The organism is Kitasatospora sp. MY 5-36 (assembly GCF_001182915.1).
Classification (GTDB): Bacteria; Actinomycetota; Actinomycetes; order Streptomycetales; family Streptomycetaceae; genus Kitasatospora.
In genome coordinates this window covers 1-19,827 of the sequence record NZ_LFVW01000033.1, presented here as the reverse complement: position 1 = coordinate 19,827, position 19,827 = coordinate 1, and the positions used below count along the sequence as shown (strand labels likewise).

The 19,827-nt window shown below is 73.9% G+C and carries 15 protein-coding genes and 1 pseudogene; 8 read left to right on the top strand and 8 right to left on the bottom strand.

Features of this window, described 5'->3' with window-relative positions:
• Window positions 1-1,388, top strand: a 1,388-nt coding sequence (locus AE652_RS03055) for an ATP-binding SpoIIE family protein phosphatase (RefSeq protein WP_049649521.1), incomplete at its 5' end; no start/stop codon positions are given.
• A 52-nt stretch (window positions 1,389-1,440) separates the two neighbouring features.
• On the opposite strand, the gene AE652_RS03050 is transcribed toward AE652_RS03055, so the two are convergent.
• On the bottom strand, window positions 1,441-3,624 hold the full coding sequence (locus AE652_RS03050) for an MMPL family transporter (protein WP_049649520.1): 2,184 nt from the start codon (window positions 3,622-3,624) through the stop codon (window positions 1,441-1,443).
• Between the two features lie 124 nt (window positions 3,625-3,748).
• Here AE652_RS03050 and AE652_RS03045 point away from each other — a divergent pair, with 124 nt between their 5' ends.
• Window positions 3,749-4,408 carry a TetR/AcrR family transcriptional regulator gene (locus AE652_RS03045; RefSeq protein WP_063780039.1) on the top strand — a complete coding sequence of 220 codons (660 nt, stop codon included), beginning with the start codon at window positions 3,749-3,751 and terminating at the stop codon, window positions 4,406-4,408.
• Between the two features lie 36 nt (window positions 4,409-4,444).
• Here the strand turns inward: AE652_RS03045 and AE652_RS43680 are convergent.
• From AE652_RS43680 to AE652_RS43675, 3 genes and pseudogenes are all read right to left on the bottom strand, one after another.
• Window positions 4,445-5,424, bottom strand: a pseudogene (locus AE652_RS43680) (IS5 family transposase).
• 73 nt (window positions 5,425-5,497) lie between these two features.
• Window positions 5,498-8,056, bottom strand: coding sequence for an ATP-binding protein (locus tag AE652_RS03030; RefSeq protein ID WP_049649517.1), 2,559 nt, complete (start codon window positions 8,054-8,056; stop codon window positions 5,498-5,500).
• A gap of 3 nt (window positions 8,057-8,059) precedes the next feature.
• Complete coding sequence (locus AE652_RS43675; protein ID WP_049649516.1) at window positions 8,060-8,512, bottom strand: ATP-binding protein; 453 nt, start codon at window positions 8,510-8,512, stop codon at window positions 8,060-8,062.
• Between the two features lie 310 nt (window positions 8,513-8,822).
• Here AE652_RS43675 and AE652_RS03020 point away from each other — a divergent pair, with 310 nt between their 5' ends.
• The 3 genes from AE652_RS03020 to AE652_RS03010 all read left to right on the top strand — a co-directional run bounded on the left by AE652_RS03020 (window position 8,823) and on the right by AE652_RS03010 (window position 12,269).
• Window positions 8,823-9,770 carry a hypothetical protein gene (locus AE652_RS03020; protein ID WP_049649515.1) on the top strand — a complete coding sequence of 316 codons (948 nt, stop codon included), beginning with the start codon at window positions 8,823-8,825 and terminating at the stop codon, window positions 9,768-9,770.
• 429 nt (window positions 9,771-10,199) lie between these two features.
• Window positions 10,200-11,723 (top strand): aldehyde dehydrogenase family protein, encoded by a 1,524-nt coding sequence (locus AE652_RS03015; protein ID WP_049649514.1) that lies wholly within the window; start codon window positions 10,200-10,202, stop codon window positions 11,721-11,723.
• Between the two features lie 222 nt (window positions 11,724-11,945).
• Window positions 11,946-12,269, top strand: coding sequence for a hypothetical protein (locus AE652_RS03010; protein WP_049649513.1), 324 nt, complete (start codon window positions 11,946-11,948; stop codon window positions 12,267-12,269).
• 78 nt (window positions 12,270-12,347) lie between these two features.
• Here the strand turns inward: AE652_RS03010 and AE652_RS03005 are convergent, their stop codons facing one another.
• Window positions 12,348-13,607, bottom strand: a complete 1,260-nt coding sequence (locus tag AE652_RS03005; RefSeq protein WP_199823034.1) for a serine hydrolase domain-containing protein — start codon at window positions 13,605-13,607, stop codon at window positions 12,348-12,350.
• A gap of 86 nt (window positions 13,608-13,693) precedes the next feature.
• Here AE652_RS03005 and AE652_RS03000 point away from each other — a divergent pair, with 86 nt between their 5' ends.
• From AE652_RS03000 to AE652_RS02990, 3 genes are all read left to right on the top strand, one after another.
• Window positions 13,694-14,203 (top strand): NUDIX hydrolase, encoded by a 510-nt coding sequence (locus AE652_RS03000; protein ID WP_049649511.1) that lies wholly within the window; start codon window positions 13,694-13,696, stop codon window positions 14,201-14,203.
• 131 nt (window positions 14,204-14,334) lie between these two features.
• Window positions 14,335-15,177 carry a TetR/AcrR family transcriptional regulator gene (locus AE652_RS02995; RefSeq protein WP_082345182.1) on the top strand — a complete coding sequence of 281 codons (843 nt, stop codon included), beginning with the start codon at window positions 14,335-14,337 and terminating at the stop codon, window positions 15,175-15,177.
• Window positions 15,178-15,429: 252 nt separating this feature from the next.
• Window positions 15,430-17,346, top strand: coding sequence for a hypothetical protein (locus AE652_RS02990; protein WP_049649510.1), 1,917 nt, complete (start codon window positions 15,430-15,432; stop codon window positions 17,344-17,346).
• Between the two features lie 147 nt (window positions 17,347-17,493).
• Here the strand turns inward: AE652_RS02990 and AE652_RS02985 are convergent, their stop codons facing one another.
• From AE652_RS02985 to AE652_RS02975, 3 genes are all read right to left on the bottom strand, one after another.
• Window positions 17,494-18,519, bottom strand: a complete 1,026-nt coding sequence (locus AE652_RS02985) for a TetR/AcrR family transcriptional regulator C-terminal domain-containing protein (protein WP_049649509.1) — start codon at window positions 18,517-18,519, stop codon at window positions 17,494-17,496.
• Between the two features lie 155 nt (window positions 18,520-18,674).
• Window positions 18,675-19,385 carry a spermidine synthase gene (locus tag AE652_RS02980; protein ID WP_049649508.1) on the bottom strand — a complete coding sequence of 237 codons (711 nt, stop codon included), beginning with the start codon at window positions 19,383-19,385 and terminating at the stop codon, window positions 18,675-18,677.
• A 102-nt stretch (window positions 19,386-19,487) separates the two neighbouring features.
• A partial coding sequence (locus AE652_RS02975; RefSeq protein WP_159028335.1) for a putative sulfate exporter family transporter occupies window positions 19,488-19,827 on the bottom strand: 340 nt, incomplete at its 5' end.

The following is a 19,827-nucleotide window of genomic DNA, read 5'->3' as shown; positions in this document are numbered from 1 at the left end:
TGAGCCGCCGCCCCGCCGACCCCGCCGTCCTCGGCACCCCCTCCGCCGAGCGCGCCGAGACGCTGCTGCGCGAGCTGTACGGCACCCGCGGGGTGGCCCGGCTGGCCGCCGGCACCTCCGTCCTCGCCCTGCCGCTGCGCGGCCGCAAGGCCGTGCTCGGGCTGCTGATACTGATCCGCCGCCCTCCCGAACGCACCGGCCGCCCGGTCTTCGACGCCGCGGACACCGCCACCGCGGCGCACCTCGCCACCCAGGCCGGGCTGGCCGTGGACACCGCGCTGCGCTACGCCCGCGAGTGGGAGATCGCCAACGAGCTCCAGCGCAGCATGCTTCCGCTGCGCCTGCCGCAGTCGCACGGCGTCCGGATCGCCCAGCGCTACCTGCCCGGCGAGCGCGGCGCGCAGGTCGGCGGGGACTGGTACGACGCCGTCCCGCTGCCCGGCAACCGGGTCGCCCTGATCGTCGGCGACGTGATGGGCCACTCGCTCACCTCGGCCGCCATCATGGGCCAGCTGCGCACCAGCGCCCAGACCCTGGCCGCCCTCGACCTGCCGCCGCACGAGGTGCTCTACCACCTGGACGAGCAGGCCCAGCGGCTCGGCCGCGAACAGCACCTGGCCACCTGCGTCTACGCGGTGTACGACCCGATCGCCAACCGGGTGGTGATGGCCAACGCCGGGCACGTCCCGCCGGTGCTGGTCCGCCCGGACGGCACCGCCGAGCTGGTCGAGCTGGACTCCGGGGCGCCGATCGGCGTCGGCGGGGTGGACTTCAACTCCGTCGAACTGCCCGCGCCGCCCGGCTCGGCGCTGCTGCTGTTCACCGACGGCCTGGTGGAGACCCGCACCCGCCCGATCAGCGACGGCCTGGAGGTGCTGCGCGCCCGGATCGCCGCCGCCCGCTGGCAGTCCCCCGAGCAGCTGTGCCAGGAGGCGCTGCGGATCCTGCCGCCCGGCGACCGGGGCGACGACATCGCGCTGCTCGGCGCCTGCTTCGACGGCATCCCGGCCGGGGACGTCGCGCACTGGTACCTCCAGCCGCGCAACGAGACGCCGGGCCGGGCCCGCCGGCTGGCCGCGCACACGCTGCGCCGCTGGGGGCTGGACGAGCTCAGCGAGGCGACCGAGCTGATGGTCAGCGAGCTGGTGACCAACGCCGTCCAGCACGCGACCCGGCCGGTCACCCTGAGCCTGGTGCGCACCACCCGGCTGCGCTGCGAGGTCGGCGACGACAGCCCGCTGCTGCCACGCCCGCGCCGCACCGGGCCGGAGGACGAACGCGGGCGCGGGCTGCAGATAGTCGCCCGGTGCGCGGACCGCTGGGGCGCGACCAGGCTGGGCACCGGCAAGGTGGTCTGGTTCGAGCAGCGGCTGCCCGTCCAGACCTGACGGCGCCCGGCGGGAACGGGTCCCGCCGGACGCCCGGACCTGCCCCCGGGTCTCAGACCCGGGCGGGCTCCCGCGCCGGCCCCTTCTCCAGCTCGGCGATCAGCTGCTCGCCCTCCATGTCGACCTTCGGCACGACCTTCTCCAGCCGCTTCGAGAACCACCAGGCGGCCCGGCCGAACAGCGCCATCGCGGCCGGCACCAGCGCCATCCGCACCACGAAGGCGTCCACCAGCACGCCCACCGCGAGGGCGAAGCCGATCGGCTGGACGATCGGGTCGTGGCCGAAGACGAACGAGCCGAACACCGCCACCATGATCAGCGCGGCCGCCGTGACCACCCGGGCCCCGTTCTTCACCCCGCCGACGACCGCCACGCGCGGCGCCGCCCCGTGCACGTGCTGCTCCTTCATCCCGGAGACCAGGAACAGCTCGTAGTCCATCGCCAGCCCGAACAGCACGCCGATCAGCAGGATCGGCACGAAGCTCACCACCGGCCCGACCTTGGGCACGTCGATCAGCCCGTCCAGCCAGCCCCACTGGTAGACCGCGACCACCGCGCCGAGCGAGGCGGTGATGCTGAGCAGGAAGCCGGCCACCGCCTTGAGCGGGACGAGCACCGAGCGGAACGCCAGCGCCAGCAGCACCAGCGCGATCCCGACGATCACCGCGAGGAACGGCGGCAGCGCCTGGCCGAGCTTGGTGGAGACGTCGATGTTGGCGGCGGTGGTGCCGGTGACGGCGATGTCCGCGCCGGTCGCCGCCCTGAGCTCCGCCTTCTGGCCGCGGATCTCGTTGACCAGCGCCTTGGTGTCCTCGTGGTCCGGGCCGGTCCGCGGGATGACGGTCACCAGCGCGGTGCCGCTCGCCTGGTCGACGGTCGGCGGCAGCAGCGTCGCCACGCCGTCGAGGGTCTGGAGCTTCGCGGCCACGCCCTGCACCGCCTGCTCGGGCCGCGGCGCGCCGTGGGCGTCCACCACGACCACCAGCGGCGCGTTGAAGCCCGGCCCGAAGGCCTCGCCCACCAGGTCGTACGCCTTGCGCGCGTCCGTCCCGGCGGCCTGCGAACCGCCGCTCGGCAGGCCGAGGTTCAGGCTCGCGGCGGGCACCGCCAGGGCGCCCAGCCCGGCCAGCCCGACCAGCAGGACGGGCAGCGGGCGGCGGACCACGAAGCGGCCCCAGCGCTCGCCCAGGGTGGTGCGGCCGTTGGTGGCCAGGGCCCGCTTCCAGACCGGCAGCCGGTCGATGGCCCGGCCGGTGAAGCCCAGCACGGCGGGCAGCAGCGTGATCGCGACCAGGACGGCCACCACGACGGCCGCGGAGGCGGCCAGGCCCATCACGGTGAGGAAGGGGACGCCCGCGACGGAGAGCCCGGCGAGCGCGACGACCACGGTCAGACCGGCGAAGACGACGGCGCTGCCGGCGGTCGCGGTGGCCCGGGCGGCGGACTCCTCCGGCGCCAGGCCCTCGTCCAGGTGGCGGCGGTACCGGAAGAGGATGAACAGCGCGTAGTCGATGCCGACCGCGAGGCCGACCATCAGGGCCAGCACCGGCGCGGTGGTGATGATCTCGAAGGAGCCGGTGAGCGCCAGCAGGCCGGCCATCGTCACGCCGACGCCGACCAGCGCGGTCAGCAGCGGCAGCCCGGCGGCGACCAGCGTGCCGAGGGTGACCACCAGGACCACCCCGGCCACCACCAGGCCGATCGCCTCGCTGGCGCCCTCGATCTGGGCCATGGTGTTGTAGGCGTCGCCGCCGAAGGCCACTTCGAGCCCGGCCGCGCGGGCCGGCTCGGCGGCGGCCTTCACGGCCTCGCGCTGCCCGTCGGTGACGTCGGCGAGCTTGTGGTCGAAGGAGACCAGGGCGATCGCGACCTTCCCGTCCGGCGAGAGCGCGCCGGTGGCGTACGGGTCGGGCACCGCGGCCACGCCCGGCACCTGGGCCATCCGGGCGACGGCCTCGCCGACCGCCCGGCCCGCCTCGGGCGTCCCGATGCCGCCGGGGGCGCCGGCGGCGAAGACGACCTGCGCGGAGCCGTGGCCCTGCGCCGGGAAGGTGTCCTTGATCCGGTCCAGGGTGGCCTGCGCCTCGGTGCCCGGGACCTTGAACTCGTCGGTGGTCTTGCCGGCGAAGGCGCCCGCGGCCCCGCCGACGGCGATGAGCAGGGCGATCCAGACGGCGACGACGGCCCGCCGTCGCCGGAAGCAGAAGCGGCCCAGTCGGTACAGGTACGTGGCCATCGGCGGTCCCTCGGGTCGGTCAGGGCAGGTCGCGTCCCACCGTAGACCGAACTTTGTCGGGTGACAAAGTTGGCCGACAAGATCGTGCGACACAGTTGCCCGACCATGGCGCTACCCTGGCGGGATGGCACACGTCCCCGCCTCCGAACGCCGACCGCAACTGGTCCAGGCCGCCATCGACCTGATGACCAGGGAGGGGATCGCGGCCGGCAGCACCCGCGCGATCGCGGCCGAGCTGGGCGTGGCGCAGGCGACGGTGCACTACACCTTCGGCACCAAGAAGGACCTCTACCGGGCGATCGTCGAGCGGCTGACCTCCGACTTCGTCGGCGAGGTGCGCGCCGCCTCCCCGGGCGACGGCGCGTTCGGCGAGCAGGTCCGCACCCTGGTGCAGGCGCTCTGGGAGGCCGCCACCGGCGAGCACGGGCACTGCGTGCTGCTGAGCGAGTTCGGGGCGCTGGCGCTGCGCGACCCGGACATGCGGGAGATCATGCTGGAGATGCAGCACGACATCGAGGGCACCGCCGTCGAGATGCTCGACGCCCTCGCGGCCGCCCACAGCCTGACCCTGGCACTGCCCGCCCGCCGGATCGCCGTCCACTTCCTCGGCGGCTTCGACGGCCTGACGGCCCGCCACCTGACCCTGCGCAACCCCGGCGACCGGCCCGACCCGGACACCCTGGAGGCGCTGGAGCTGCTGGTCGCCACGACGGTCGGGCTCTGCCTGGGCACCCCGGCCGCCCGCCCCGAGCCGGGCTGGCACGGGGACCGGGACGGGCTCTGAGCCGGGACTGGCCCTAGGGCCTGTGTGATGTTGTGATCAGTTGGGTGGTCGCACGAGGTCGTCTATCCAGATCATGGAGGCGCGGAGGTGGAGGCCTGCGAGGTAGCTCTCGGGCTTCTTGTCGAACCGGGTGGCGATGCCCCGCCAGGCCTTCAGCCTGTTGATCAGGCGCTCGACGGTGTTCCGCTCCTTGTAGAGGTCGGTGTCGTGGTCGACGGGTCGGCCGCCCCTGCTGCCCTTCCGTTTCCGGCTGGCGGCCTGGTCCTTCTTCTCCGGGATGACGGCCTTGATGCCGCGTTTACGCAGGTAGGCGCGGTTGGCGCGGGACGAGTAGGCCTTGTCTGCGGCGACCGCGCCGGGCCGGGTACGGGGCCGGCCGACGGGCAGGCGCACGCGCACCTTGTCGAGCACGGGGACGAACTGCGGGCTGTCTCCGGCCTGCCCGGCGGTCAGGACGAGTGCCAGCGGACGGCACCGGCGGTCGGCGGCGAGATGGACCTTGCTGGTCAGCCCGCCCCGTGACCTGCCGAGCTTGGCCTGCTTCAAACGGAGTTCGCGTCGCCGTCGGATGCGTCTGCGCTCGTCCTGTCCGTTCTGTTCCGGTGGCCCGCCCCCTTTTGCCGGGCCGTCTCCTGCTCGCGCGCGGCCTCCTCCAGGGCCTGCATGACATCGTCGTCGACGAGCATCCCGGCGGCGTCGTGGTGGGCCCGGACGGTCGTGGAGTCGACGCTGACCAACGACAGGTCCGCCTTCCCCTCGCGGGCGGCCGCGGCGATCAGGCCTTCGAGCAGGGCACTGAACACGCCGGCGTCCCGCCAGACCCGGAACCGGCCGAAGACCGTGGACCAGGGGCCGAACTCCTCGGGCATCTCCCGCCACTGGGCACTGGAGCGGAACCGCCAGATCACACCCTCGAACTGGTCACGAAGCCGTTCGGGGTAGGGCCCGAACCTGCCGATCGGCAGATATGGCTCGATCAAACTCCACTGCTCGTCGGTGAGTTGCCTGCGCGTCACATCCAACAGTCCTACCGGGTTCTGCCCCGGAGCGGGGCAGAACCCGAAGATTGATCACAACATCACACAGGCCCTAGTCGTTCAGGTCCCCCAGCCGCCCCAGGTCCCGCTGCTGCGGCGGCAGCCCGAGCGCCGAGGCCAGGCCGTCCGGCCCGCTGCCCGCCTTGCGGTAGACCGCCGCCAGCCGCCGGTTGACGATTCCGATCGGCACCCCGAGCTCGTCGGCGATCCGCTGCGGCGGCACGCCCTGCACGGCCCGCTTGGCGACCTCCCACTCCGAGCTGCTGAGCGTCTCCAGGGTGTCCCGGAAGTCGCGCAGCCCCACCCGGTTGGGCCGCAGGCCGTAGTTGGCGAGCTCCTGCCGCGCCCGGTCGACCAGCCCCTCCGCCGAGCAGTGCTGGGCCAGCTCGATGCCCTGGTACAGGCACTCCTGGGCGTCGTCCAGCCGACCGACCCGGCGCAGCGCGGCCCCGAGGTCGACCAGCGCGACGGCGTGCTCGTATCCGGCCGGGGACTGCCCGAGGTACGCCACGGCCTCCTCCAGCAGCTCGACCGCCTGTCGGCCGTGCTCGATCCGCGCGTACAGCCGCAGCGCGCTGCCGATCGCCGAGGCGGTGCCGAAGGCCCGCGCGTCATGGACCGCCTTCTGGGCGTACTCCCGGGCACGCTCGGGCTCGTCGCCCGCGATCGCGATGGCGAGGTGGCCGGCCCAGGGCGCCCAGACGGTGTTGCGCCAGCCGCGGATCTCCAGCTGGGAGCCGGCCTCGGTGAGCGCGGCGGCCGCGCCCGCGTTGCGGGTCTTGGCGACCAGCAGCTTGCCGTACAACGAGGCGGCGTCCGGCAGCACCATGGCGGTCGCGTGGTACGGCGGGTGGAAGCCGGAGTCGTTGGCCAGCTGCCAGGCCTCATCGATCCGGCCGCGGGCGAGCAGGGTGTCGACCAGCACGCCGACCGCGTCCCAGGCCAGCGGCAGCATGTCCCCGATCCGCTCGGAGATGCGGTGCGCCCGGCGCAGGAAGTCCTCGGCCTCGGCGAGCAGGCCGCGGCGGAACCGGGCCAGGCCCATCAGGAAGTAGGCGAAGCCCCGGTGGGCACCGCTCCAACCGGCCACCTCGAACTGGATGATGGCGTCCGCGGCCAGCCGTTCGGCCTGGGCGATGCGGTCGTTGTAGATGTACGTGAGGCAGAGCATCGAGGGCAGTTCGAAGCCCCAGGTGGTGTCGGTCCACCCGAGGCCCTTGGGCAGCCGCCCGCCGTCGAGGACCTCGTCGGCGAGCGCGAGCGCCTCCGCGGACGGGGCGCCGCGCAGGGTGAGGTCCCAGGCGCGCATGGCGAGTACGGCCCGGGCGGAGGCCTCCTTGCCGTTCAGGCTCCGGCACATCTCGCCGAGCCGGGCGGAGCGGCCCGGGCCGTCCTCCTCGGACTTGCGGAAGGCGTGCCACATGAACGAGGCGGCCTGGAGCCGCTGACGCCCGGCCGGGTCGACGGTCTGCTCGGCCTCGCGCTGGCAGACCAGGGCGGCCTCGCCCAGCTCACCGGCGTGGGCGAGCACCTCGGAGAGCCGGAAGGTGGCGTCCACGCGCAGTTCGGGCCGCAGCGGCAGCTCGTCGGGGTCGAGGGCCAGCTTGAGCTGGTTGACGGTGGCGACGGGGTCGGTGAGCAGTGCGGAGCAGCCGAGTTCGTACATCACCTCGGCCTTGATCTCGTCGGCGGGCGGCTCGTTGAGCGCGCGGTGCAGACAGCGCTGGGCGGCCTCGGGAGCGCCGATCAGCTGGTGTTCGATGGCGGCGCGGCGCAGCTTCTTGACGATCCGGTCGTCGCCCTCGCCGGAGTGGGTCTCGACCAGGTGGCGGGAGGCGGCGAGCAGGCCGAGTCCGGCGTTCTCGATCTCGGCGGCGGCGATGCCGTGCATGCCGAGGCGGGTGGCGTCCGGCATGGTGTTGTAGATGGAGCTGGCGATCAGCGGGTGGACGAACTCCAGGTTCCCGTTGGGGGTCTGGGTCAGCACGCGCTGCTTGCGCAGCTGCTTGATGGACTCGCGGGCGCCCTCGGTGCTCTGGGTGGAGATCCGGGTGGCGAGGTCGACCCGGATGTCGGTGCCCAGCATCGCGCAGGCCCAGGCGTACCGCAGGGTGCTGGCGCCGAGCCGGTCCAGCCAGCTCTTGAGGGTCATCCCGGTGGCGTCGACGGCGAGTTCGCGCAGCTGTCGGGAGTTCTCCTCGACCGGTTCGAGCTCCTGGTCGCGGACCTGGTCGAGCAGGGCGATGACCTCGAACGGGTTGCCGTTGACGACGTTCCAGAACTCGTAGCAGAAGGCCTCCTCGGCCTTGTCGCCGAGTTCGGCACGGATCATGTCGGTGACCGAGCTGAGGTTGAGGCGGTTGAGCTCGTGCCTGCGCGCCTTGAGTCCGAGGACGGCCCGGCGGAATTCCTGGGTCTCGGTGGGCCAGTCGCTCTCGTCCTCCCGGAAGGCGAAGACGAGCAGGACGGGAAGTTCACTCGATCGGATGGCGAACTTGGTCAGCCAGGAGAGTGACTCCCCGTCCGCCCAGTGCAGGTCGTCGACGATCATCACCATCGGCGCCCGGCGCGGCGCGAGCTGGGTGAGGACGTAGTCGAGGCCGTCGCGCACGCCCTACGGGTCGAGGCGGCGGGCGCCGGCCTTGGGCTGCTTGAGGCCCATGGCCGGTCCGACGACCTCCTCCCAGGTGCCCATGACCTGGGCGAACACGTCCGGCGGCAGGTCACTGAGCACGGGCTGGAGCAGCTGCCGCAGCACGTGGTACGGATCCTTGAACTGCCGTTCTCCGCCTCGGGCGAAGAGCACGGTGGCGCCGTCGCGGAGCTTGGCGAGCCGCCGGACCTCGTGCAACAGACTGGTCTTTCCGATGCCGGGGCGGCCGGAGAAGGTGAGCAGGTCACCGATCTCGGTGCCACCTGCGGCGAAGCCGCGGCAGAGCTGGTCCACGGCGGCCTCCACCGAGCGCAGTTCGGAGTCGCGGTCGTGCAGCCGGACCCGGGGCGCGGTGCCGTCGCCCTCGTGGGCGGAACCAGCACCCGCCCGAATTGCGTTCTCCTGCTCGGTCACCGTCGTGCCTCCGCCTCGCCCGCTCGCGTCACAGCTCCATCACTGCGTGCAGCCGAGGTTAGCGCCGCGCGGCCGTTCCCGTGGGGCATTCGTGCAGGCTGGGGCGGACGGTGAGGGTTCGGGCGGCTTGTCAAGGGCAACTGCCCTATATCCCTAACGTCCGATCATTGCATCAGATACCCTACGGCCTTCGAGGTTCGGATGATCTTGCGGAACCCACCCCCACCGCCCGCGCCTCGCCGCGTCAACTCCCCCCACCATCAGCGCTCGAACAAAAAGCGCCCCCAACCTCCGCTGCACCGGGAGTCCGATGTCTGACGACACCTCACTTCAGATTCCGTTCCCGCACCGCCGCAGTCCGCACGGCCCGCGCGCCACCGCACTGCACCGGGACTGGCTCATCCGCCACCCCCTGCTACCCGACGCCGACCACCCCGGCTACGCCCACTGGGAAGTGGTGGACCTCGCCGCGCTCGGCTACCCGGACGCCGGTCCGGACGAACTCGCCCTGGCCGCCGACCTGATGGGCTTCTACTTCCTCTTCGACGACCAGTTCGACGGCCCGCTCGGCCGCCGCCCCGCCGAAGTCGCCCCGATCTGCGAACGGCTGATCGCCGTCCTGCACGGCGCCCGCCCCGACCAGGACTCCCCGGTCGAGACCGCGTTCGCCGACCTGTGGGACCGCAGCGTCCAGGGCATGCCGGCCCGCTGGCAGGCCCGCGCCGCCTACAACTGGGAGTACTACCTGGCCAGTCACCCGGCCGAGGCGGCCGGCCGGATCTCCACCCGGCCGCCGGACCGCGACGGCTACCTGGAGCTCCGACGGGGCACCGCGGCCATGGAGACCATCTTCGACATGGTCGAACGCCTGGGCCAGTTCGAGGTCCCGGCCGCCGTCCTGCACCACCCGGTGCTGCGCCAACTCCGCCAGCTGGCCGCCGACATACCGTCCCTCAGCAACGACGTGCGCTCCTACCCGCTGGAGGCGCCGCGCGGGGACGTGAACAACCTGGTCATGATCGTCCAGCGGGAGCGGTGCTGCTCGGCCGAGGAGGCCTGCGCGGCGGTCATCGCCGAGGCCCAGCTGATGGTCGACCGCTGCGCCGAGCTGCGCGACCGACTGCCGGACGTCCACCGCGAGTTGGGCCTCTCCCGGATCGAACGCGTGATCGCCGAGCGGTACGCGGACGGACTGCTGACCTGGCTGGCCGGCTACCTCAGCTGGGAGGCCCGCACCGGGCGGTACCACGCGGTCTGACCGGCGTCCGCCCCGAACCGCCCGACGGGCGTACGGCGGCCCGCCTCGGGAGCGCCGTCCGGGCCACGCGGCGGCGTGCGGCGGCACCCCGCGGGAACGCGGCCGGAACGCGCGCCCCGCAGCGATCCGGTTCCGGGCACCTCTGGCAGATCCGGCCCGAGGCACCCGCGGTGATCGGTTCCGGACTCCCGTCGGCACGCCCCCGGGAGCGGCCGGCGGACACACCCTCCGTACGGGCCCGGCGTACGGACCGTAGCCGCGCCGGGCGCCGGGCGGCTATCGTGCTCGACGGCGGGCGCCCGGCGGGGCGCCGGTCCGATGGCGTGTCCCACCCCTCCCGCCGGACCGCCCCCTGACCGGGCGGTCCGGCGTGCCGCCCGCGGCCCGAGCCGCGCCGACGGCACCCGACGCAGCGAGGAGACACCGAGCATGACGGTCTACCAGCCCCCCGGCACCCCCGGCAGCATCGTCGCCTACCGCTCCCGGTACGAGCACTGGATCGGCGGCGACTGGACGCCCCCGGTGCGCGGCGAGTACTTCGGCAACCCGACCCCGGTCACCGGCGAGGTGTTCACCGAGGTCGCCCGGGGCACCGCCGAGGACATCGAGGCCGCCCTGGACGCGGCCCACGCCGCCGCCCCGGCCTGGGGCCGCACCTCGGCCGCCGAGCGCGCGCAGGTGCTGCTGCGGGTCGCCGACCGGATGGAGGCCAACCTGGAACGGCTGGCCGTCGCGGAGAGCTGGGAGAACGGCAAGCCGGTGCGCGAGACGCTGGCCGCCGACCTCCCGCTCGCCGTCGACCACCTGCGCTACTTCGCCGGTGCGCTGCGGGCCCAGGAGGGCAGCCTCTCCCAGCTGGACGAGGACACCGTGGCGTACCACTTCCACGAGCCGCTGGGCGTGGTCGGCCAGATCATCCCGTGGAACTTCCCGATCCTGATGGCGATCTGGAAGCTCGCCCCGGCGCTCGCGGCCGGCAACGCGGTGGTGCTCAAGCCCGCCGAGCAGACCCCGGCCTCGGTGCTGCTGCTCGCCGAACTGACCGCCGACCTGCTGCCGCCCGGCGTGCTCAACATCGTCACCGGCTTCGGCGAGGAGGCCGGCGCCCCGCTCGCCGCCAGTCCCCGGGTCCGCAAGGTCGCCTTCACCGGCGAGACCACCACCGGCCGGCTGATCGCCCGCTCGGCGGCCGACAACCTGATCCCGGTCACGCTGGAGCTCGGCGGCAAGAGCCCGAACGTGTTCTTCGCGGACGTCGCCGCCGCCTCGGACGCCTTCTACGACAAGGCCGTCGAGGGCTTCGCGATGTTCGCCCTCAACCAGGGCGAGGTCTGCACCTGCCCCAGCCGCGCGCTGATCGACTCCGCGATCTACGAGCGGCTGCTCGCCGACGGCCTGGAGCGGGTCCGGGCGATGCGCCAGGGCGACCCGCTGGACACCGAGACCCAGGTCGGCGCCCAGGCCAGTGTCGAACAGCTGAAGAAGATCCTCTCCTACTTCGAGATCGGCCAGGAGGAGGGCGCCAAGCTCCTGGCGGGCGGCGAGCGGGCTGACCTCGGCGGCGCGCTGGCCGGCGGGTACTACGTCACGCCGACGGTCTTCGAGGGCGACAACTCGATGCGGGTCTTCCAGGAGGAGATCTTCGGACCGGTCGTCTCGGTCACCCGCTTCGACGGCTTCGACCACGCCGTCGCCCTCGCCAACGACACCCAGTACGGGCTCGGCGCGGGCGTCTGGACCCGCAGCCTCAACACCGCCCACCGGGCCGGCCGCGCCATCCAGGCGGGCCGGGTCTGGACGAACTGCTACCACGCCTACCCGGCCCACGCGGCCTTCGGCGGCTACAAGAACTCCGGCATCGGGCGGGAGAACCACAAGGCGCTGCTGGAGCACTACCAGCAGACCAAGAACCTGCTGGTCAGCTACTCCCCCGACGCGGTCGGCTTCTTCTAGGAAGTCGGCTTCCCTTGGGAAGCGAAGCGGAGCGGGAGGCCCACCGGGGCCTCCCGCTCCTCGCCACTCCCCGTGGCGGGCTCCGGGGCGATTCGCCTGTTCCGGGGATCAAAGCACATGAATGCGCCCAATTCACCGACGCGCCGCCGACATGCCCGGACGGCCCGCGCGAAAGCCGTAGACAGGACTCCCCGTACCCCAACCCCGATCCGGGAGTCCCGCGTGACCATCGCCCCCACGAAACTCAGCGACCCCGCCGTCCGCGCCTTCGTCACCGCGGTCAACGCGGGCGACCGCGAGGCCTTCTTCGCGCTGCTCGCCGCGGACGCGACCATGTCCGACGACGGGTCCGAGCGCGACCTGGCGGACTGGGTCGACCGGGAGATCTTCGGCCCGAACGGCCGGATGGCCGTCCAGACCGAGTCGCACGGCGGCCACGCGCTGGTCGCCGAGTTCACCAACGAGACCTGGGGCACGATGCGCACCGCGTGGCGCTTCACCGTCGACGGCGGGAAGATCCGCCGCTTCGAGACCGGCCAGGCCTGAAGCGACCGGCCTGGCCCGGGGCCACCAGCCAGGCCTGGGACTACCGGCCGGGCCCGGGGCTACAGGCTGACCCCGGGGCTACCGGTCCAGCCCCAGGCACCCCCGCACCGCGCGGATCAGGTTCCGCGAGCGGACGTCCCCGGTGACACCCGGCTGCATGCCGTTGGTGACGTAGCCGAAGCCCAGCCCCAGGTCGGGGTCGGCGAAGCCGAGCGAGCCGCCCCGGCCCGGGTGGCCGAAGCTCGCCGGGGAGGCCATCGGCGCGGTCGGACCGTGCCGCCAGAAGCCCAGGCCGAAGGTGGAGTTGACGATCAGCACCCGGTCCGGCCCGCTCACCGCCGGCCCGACCGCGCGTGCCAGCACCTCGGGGCCGAGCAGCGGCGGCAGCAGCGCGCCGGAGCCGTCCGCACGGTCGGCCGCGCCGATCAGCGCCGCGTAGAACCGGGCCAGCGACCGGGCGGTGCCGATGCCGCCGGCCCCGGGGATCTCGGCGGCCTGCACCGCCGGGTCGTTGAGGTCCACGCCGGGGCGCACCGAGGCGAAGGAGCGGGCGGTCAGCGAGGCCGGGTCCTGGTAGGCGTCCCGGACGGACTGCTTGGGCCGCAGCCGCAGCCCGCTCGGACCGGTCCGCGCCGCCTCCGGGGCCGGTAGGTCGACCAGCTTGCCGACCCGGGGCGCGGCGCCGGCCGGCAGCCCGATCCACAGGTCCAGCCCGAGCGGCCGGGCGACCTCCTCGGCGAAGTACTGGCCTATGGTCCGGCCGCTCACCCGGCGCACCACCTCGCCGACCAGCCAGCCGAAGGTGTACGGGTGGTAGCCGTGCGCGGTGCCGGGTTCCCAGGCGGGCTCCTGAGCGGCGACGGCGGCGGCCGCGCGCTCCCAGGTGAGCACGTCCTCCAGCCGCAGCGGCACGTCCAGCGCGGGCACCCCGGCCTGGTGCGAGAGCAGCTGGCGCACCGGGACCCGGCCCTTGCCGGCCGCCGCGAACTCCGGCCAGTACGAGGCCGCCGGGGCGTCCAGGTCGAGCAGGCCGCGCTCGACCAGCAGCAGCGCGGCGGTCGCGGTGAGGCCCTTGGTGACCGAGCGCAGCACCTGGGCGGTGTCCGCCGTCCACGGCACCGCGGGCGCCGGCCGGCCACCGACCTCCGGCCGGGCGTCGCCGCCCCACAGGTCGACCACCTTGCGGCCGCGCACGTACAGCGCGAAGGCCGCGCCGAGCTCGCCGTAGTCGGCGAAGTTCCGTGCGAAGGCCTCCCGTACGGGCTCGAACCCCTCGGCCGTCTCGCCCCAGATCTCCACCACCGTGTGCCGTCCTCGACCAGTTCCGCTGCTTCTCATGCCATGTGCGCTCGTTTTCGATCTCCTTCGATCCTTCTTCGATCGAATTCGTTCGAACCGAGCCCCGAAACCCTAACCTGTCCCCCATGACCAACCCTGCCGAGGAACTGCTGGACATCGTCGACGAGCACGACCGCGTGATCGGGACCGCCCTGCGCGGCGAGGTGTACCGGCGCGGGCTCACCCACCGCTGCGTCTTCATCCTGGTCCGCGACCCGGCCGGACGGATCTTCGTCCACCGCCGCACCGACACCAAGCTGTTCGCCCCCGGCGCGTACGACATGTTCGTCGGCGGCGTGGTCGGCTCCGGCGAGACCTACGCCGAGGCCGCCGTCCGCGAGGCCGAGGAGGAACTCGGCGTCCACGGCGTCACCCCGCGGCCCCTGTTCAAGTTCCTCTTCGAACAGGACCGGCTCTCCTGGTGGTGCGACATGTACGAGGCGGAGTGGGACGGCCCGGTCTCCCCCCAGGAGTCCGAGGTCGCCTGGCACGCCTGGCTCACCCCCGCCGAACTCGCCGACCGCCTCACCCGCGACACCTTCGTCCCCGACGGCCTGGAGGCCTACCGCCGCTACCTGGAGCTCCGGTCCGCCTAGCGCCGCCGAGGCCTCGGGGCTGACGGTTCGCGGTGCGGGGCGGCGTGCGGGCTTCGGAGACGGCGTGCGGGCCGACGGGCGGCGCGCCCCAGGCTCCACCGGAGGGCCCGCGACGAACTAGGGTGGCGCGCATGGCCTCCCGTACGCCGTCTCCGACGGCCGACCACGCAGCACGGACCTCCGCATCCGCCGGGGCGGCGGGCGGGCGGCCGCGTCGGCGGCTGAGTGTGGACGAGCGGCGGGAGCAGCTGATCGCCGTGGCGCTGGAGCTGTTCAGCCGCCGGCCGCCGGAGGAGGTATCGATCGACGACATCGCCGCCGCCGCGGGCGCCTCCCGGCCGCTGGTCTACCACTACTTCCCCGGCAAGCAGGCGCTGTACGAGGAGTCGCTGCGGCGGGCCGGGCAGGAGCTGTCGGCGCGGTTCGAGGAGCCCATGGAGGGGCCGCTGTCGGAGCGGCTGCACCGGGTGATGGGCCGCTACCTGGACTTCGTGCAGAGCCACGGGCCGGGCTTCGCCGCCCTGCTGCGCGGCGGCTCGGTGGCGGCCAGCGCGGGCACCTCGGCGGTGATCGACGACGTGCGCCGGGCGGCCCAGGAGCAGATCCTGGCCCACCTGGCCATCCCCGCGCCGAGCGTCGGGCTGCGGCTGACCGTCCGGGCCTGGATCGCCAACGCCGAGATCACCTCGCTGGAGTGGCTGTCCGAGCGCTCGGTGCCGCTGGCGGAACTCCAGCTGCACCTGGTGCAGGAGTTCGTCGCGGCGCTCACCCTCACCGCCGCCCGCGAGCCGGCGCTCGCCGCCGAACTGGCCTCCTTCTTCGCCGACGAGCGCCCCGACGGCCCGACCGGGCGCCTGGTGCGGGACCTCGCGGGGCTGTTCGCCGTGCCGGGGATCGTCGAGGCGGTCACCGCGCTCGCGGCCGGCACCCCCGACGACGGGTCCGCGCCGGCCACCGGGGCCGCCGCCGAGTGACCCTCGCGGTCGGCGGATCGACGACCGGGGCCGGCGGAGCGGTAACCGTGCCCGGCGGAGCAGTGACCGGGGTCGGCGCCGGACTCGTCGCCGCGCGCCGACCGTCCAAGTGATCATCGGGTGATCCTGCGGTTCGGTCAGGACAGTGGGCTCTGATAGGAATGAGCAGGGATCTGACGGCGCGCCGCCGCGCCGGGGCCGGTCCCACCCGAACCACCGACAGCAGACGGAGCAGAGCGGGGGGCTCACCAGGTGACCCAGGACGTCCAGTTCAGCGTGGAGGCCAATCCCTTCGCGGCAGCGGAGCAGGTCTGCGCGACCCTCGGCACCCTCACCGACGCCCTCTTCGACCAACACACCTCGCGCCACCCGGCGGCCTCGCTGAGCGCCCTGCGGACGGCCGAACACCCCGCCGCCGAGGCGCTGTTCGCCCTGCCGCTGGCCCCCAACGGCCCGGTGCACACCGCCCTCGACCGGCTCGGCACGGTGACCACCGCGGGCACCGGACGGCCGGGCACCGGCGCGCGGCTCACCGACCGGGTGGTCACCGCGCTCCAGGCCCGGTACGGCGGCGGCGCGGTGCGCGGTGCCATCGCCGACCGGGGCACCACCTCGGCCGCGCTGTTCCAGCTCCCGGTCACCGGCGAGTTCGCCGACGCCAAGCTGCGTCCGCCGTTCGCCCCCGCGCTGGCCGCGCTGGCGGCCGGGCAGCAGACCCGCCAGCCGGTCGAACTGCCCACCGGCGCGGGCGCCGAGGTCCGGCTGGTCGTACCGCCCGGCTTCCACTCGCTGACCTCCCCGGGCGGCCCGCCCGGCGTCTCCGCCCGTACGGTGCCCCCGCTGCCCGACGGCACGGACCGGACCGGCGGCAGCGCGACCGGTGGGAGTGCGAGCGGCGGCAGTGCGAGCGGTGGGAGCGCCCCGGCCACCGTGGCGGCCGCCGATGAGCTGGCCCGGCACCTGGCCGAGGTCGCCGAGGAGCTGTTCAGCGCGACCGGTCCGGAGCCGCGGCGCGACTTCGCGGTGATCTCCGCCACCCTGGCCGACCTGATCCGCGACGCGGGCGTCGTGTACGCCGGCGTCTGCGCCCTGGAGCTGGACGACCGCGCCTCGGACGCCGCCCTGGTCGTCTCGCTCGCCCGGCACCCGCTGCCGATCACCGCGCTCGCCACCGAGCTGGCCACCGTCCGGCGGCACGCCGAGGTGTGGACCGTACTGCTGCCGGCCGGACCGGCCGCCGTCCTGGTCGAGGGCCGGACCGTCCCGGTACCCGGACCGCTGGCCGCCGACGGACAGCGGCGCTGGGTGGTCACCTCGGCCGTCCAGGCCTTCGTGCCGCTGCCGGACGGCGGGACGGTGCTGTGCGCCCAGCTGTCCACGGCACGGCCGGAGGACTGGGAGCTGTACACGGAGGCGTTCGCGGAGCTGCTGAAGAGCATCCAGTTCGGCTGGGACGGCGTACCGGTCCCGGGCACCGCGGCCGCCGTCCCGGCCGCCGCGGTGAGCAGCGTTCCGACCCCGGCGCCCGCTCCCGCCCCGACCCCGTCGCCTGCTGCCGCCGTCGAGGAGGCCCCGGCGGAGGCGCCGGAGGAGAGGCCGGTGCACCTGCGCGGCACACCGGTGCGGGTGCCTCCCGCGGACTTCAACCCCTTCGCGCCAGTCGCGGAGACCCCGGAGGTCCCCGCCGCCGGTGGGGACCAGGCGGCACCGGACGCCGAGGGCGGACCGAAGGGCACCCCGGTGATGGTCCCGCCGCCGGACTTCAACCCCTTCGCCATGGGGGGCGTCCCGGACGTGTCGGGCGACGCGCCCGCCACCCGGCCCGCCGGGGCGGCTCCGGTCGCCGATCCGTTCGGCACCACGGTCGCGGCCGAGCAGAAGGCCGACCCGTTCGGCACGACTCTCCCCTCCCAGGGCCCGGCCGTCCCGCCGCCGCCCTCGACCCCGCCCGTCATCCCGGCCCAGGCACCGCCCGCCGCGGAGGCGGAGCGGGGTTCGGGGCAGGGCGGGGAGGCAGAGGAGCCGGCTCCGGGCAAGGGCACGCCGGTGATGGTCCCGCCGCCGGACTTCAACCCCTTCGCCATCGGGGGTCTCCCGGACCTGTCGGCTCCCGAACCGGAGTCGGCGGAGGAAGCGGACGCCGAGCCGCAGAACCGCCCGTTCGGCTGAGCCGGAGGCGGGGGAAGCCGCTGCGCGCCGTCACCGCGAACGGGTGACGGCCGTCAACGGACAGCTGACGGCTGACAGGTAACAACCGACAGATAACAGCTGACAGATTTCAGCGAACGAAATCTGAAATCTGTTACCTGTCATCTGTCAGCTGTTCGCCGCCCCCTGCCCCCGCCGCTCGATCATCAGACCGACCCCGTCCAGCATCCGCGCCATCCCGAACTCGAACAGCGCCTCCAGGCCCAGGTCGATCTCCGGCCCCCGGTTCATCGCGTCGAACATCGGGAACCGCTCCGGATCCGCCATCAGCCGGGCGTGCTCCTCACTCTCCACCCGGTCCATCCACTCCTCCGCGGACAGCCCGCTGTCCTGCTCGGCCTGCGCCTCCCGCTCGAAGTGGACGGCCAGCCCGCACACGAACGCCGCCAGGGCGACGGCCGCCTGGGCCATCTCCTCGCCGCTCAGACCCCGCCCCGCCAGGGCGGCCATCGACCGCTCGGTGTGCACTGCGGCGTCCGGCGCCAGCACGGGCCGGGTGAAGGACATCGTGGAGGCCAGCCACGGGTGACGCCGGTAGATCCGCCACTGCAGCCGAGCGACCGTCTCCAGCCCCTCCCGCCAGTCCTCCGCCGGCGGCTCGGGCAGCGGCTGTTCCCCGAACGCCACGTCCGTCATGAGGCGCAACAGCTCGTCCTTGCCGGGCACATGACGGTAGAGCGACATCGTCGCGACGCCCAGATCGGTCGCGACCCGGCGCATCGACAGCGCCGCCAGCCCCTCCTCGTCGGCCACCCGGACGGCCGTCGCGACGATCCGCTCCCGGGTGAGCTCACCCTCGCCGCCCGCTCTCACCCGCCGCGCCGCGGTCGGCGCCGTGGCCGGCTCCGCCACCGGCCGCGCTTCCCGCGCCGGTTCCCGCCGCGGCTCCCGGGCCCGGACCTCCTCCGGAGCTGCCTTCCCGGCCACCACCGTGCCCACCCCGGGAACGGCCCGTACGAGCCCTTCCTCCCGGAGGCGGTTCAGCACCTTGGTCGCCGTGGCCATCGCGACGCCCCACTCCTGGGTGATCCGCCGGGTCGACGGCACCCGCGCCCCCGGCGCCAACTCCCCTGCCGCGATGCGACGTCGGAGCTCGGCCGCGATCCGCTCCGAGGGACTCCCGCTCTCAGCCACCCGATCCCACCATCAACCTGCCGTTCAACAGCCGTGGTGCCGACAGCAGTTGACGCGCCAGGCGCCAACCACCGGCCACCACAGCCGGGTTCACCCGCGATCCGGCCGCACCCGGCCCGATCCGCGTCCGCCCTCAGCCGGCCCTCGGCGCGCCCTCAGTCCGCCCGCCGGGCCAGGTGCACCACGTCCGGCACCCCCCGGGCGACCGGGATCTCGTGCGTCACCACGTCCGAGAACCCCACCGCCCGCAGCGCCTCCTCGAAGGCCGGCGAAGGCTGCGCGCTCCACACCGCCAGCACCCCGCCCGTCCGCAGCCGGTGCCACAGCACCGCGAGCCCGTCCGCGCCGTACAGCCCGTCGTTGGACTCGGTGACGGTCCAGTCCGGCCCGTTGTCGATGTCCAGGCACAGCGCGTCGTAGCGCTCGCCGTCCGCCGCCGCGAGGTACTCCAGCAGGTCGGTGTGGAGCACCTCGACCCGCGCGTCCTCCAGCGCACCGTCGGAGAAGGCGCCGAGCGGGCCGGTCCGGTGCCAGTCGATGATCGCGGTCTCCCGCTCGACGATGGCGATCCGTCCCCAGCGCGGCTCGGCCGCCGCGTACGCCAGCGAGAAGCCGACCCCGAGGCCTCCGATCAGCACCGACGGCCGCTCGACCGGGCCGCCCGTGCGGTCCAGCTCGTCCAGCGCCGCCTGGATCAGCAGCCGCTCCGAGCGCCCGTCGGCGGTGTCCATCAGGAAGCAGCCGTTGGCGATGATCTCGAAGTCCCGACCGCGTTGCCGGAGCACCACCTCGCCGTACGGGCCCTCCCGCCGGTCGAGGGTGACGACGGCCTCGTGGCCGTCGCGTTCGGGCAGTGCGGTGGTCATCCGTCCCCCTTGGTGGACTCGGGCGAACTCGGCTGCGGTGCCGCCCCCGTACGGACGGGGCGGGCACCTGCCCGACAATAGCCGAGTCCGCACCCGGGTCCGTCAGGTCGTGACCAGCACCCCGACGTACGAGACGCCCGCGACGACCACCCAGGACCCGAGTCCGAGCAGGGCGATCCGCCCGCCGGTGCGGGCCATGGTCGGCAGGTGCACCGCACTGCCCAGGCCGAACAGCGCGGCGGCCAGCAGCAGCCCCTGGGCGTCCGCGGCCAGGTCGAGCGCCCGCTCGGGCAGCACCCCGGTGGTCCGCAGGACGATCATCGCGAGGAACCCGGCCACGAACAGCGGCACGATCGGCGGACGGCTGCCGGTCTTCACCGACTTCTCAGCCGGCTTCTCACCCGACTTCGCGCTCGACTTATCGCCCGACACTGCGCTCGCC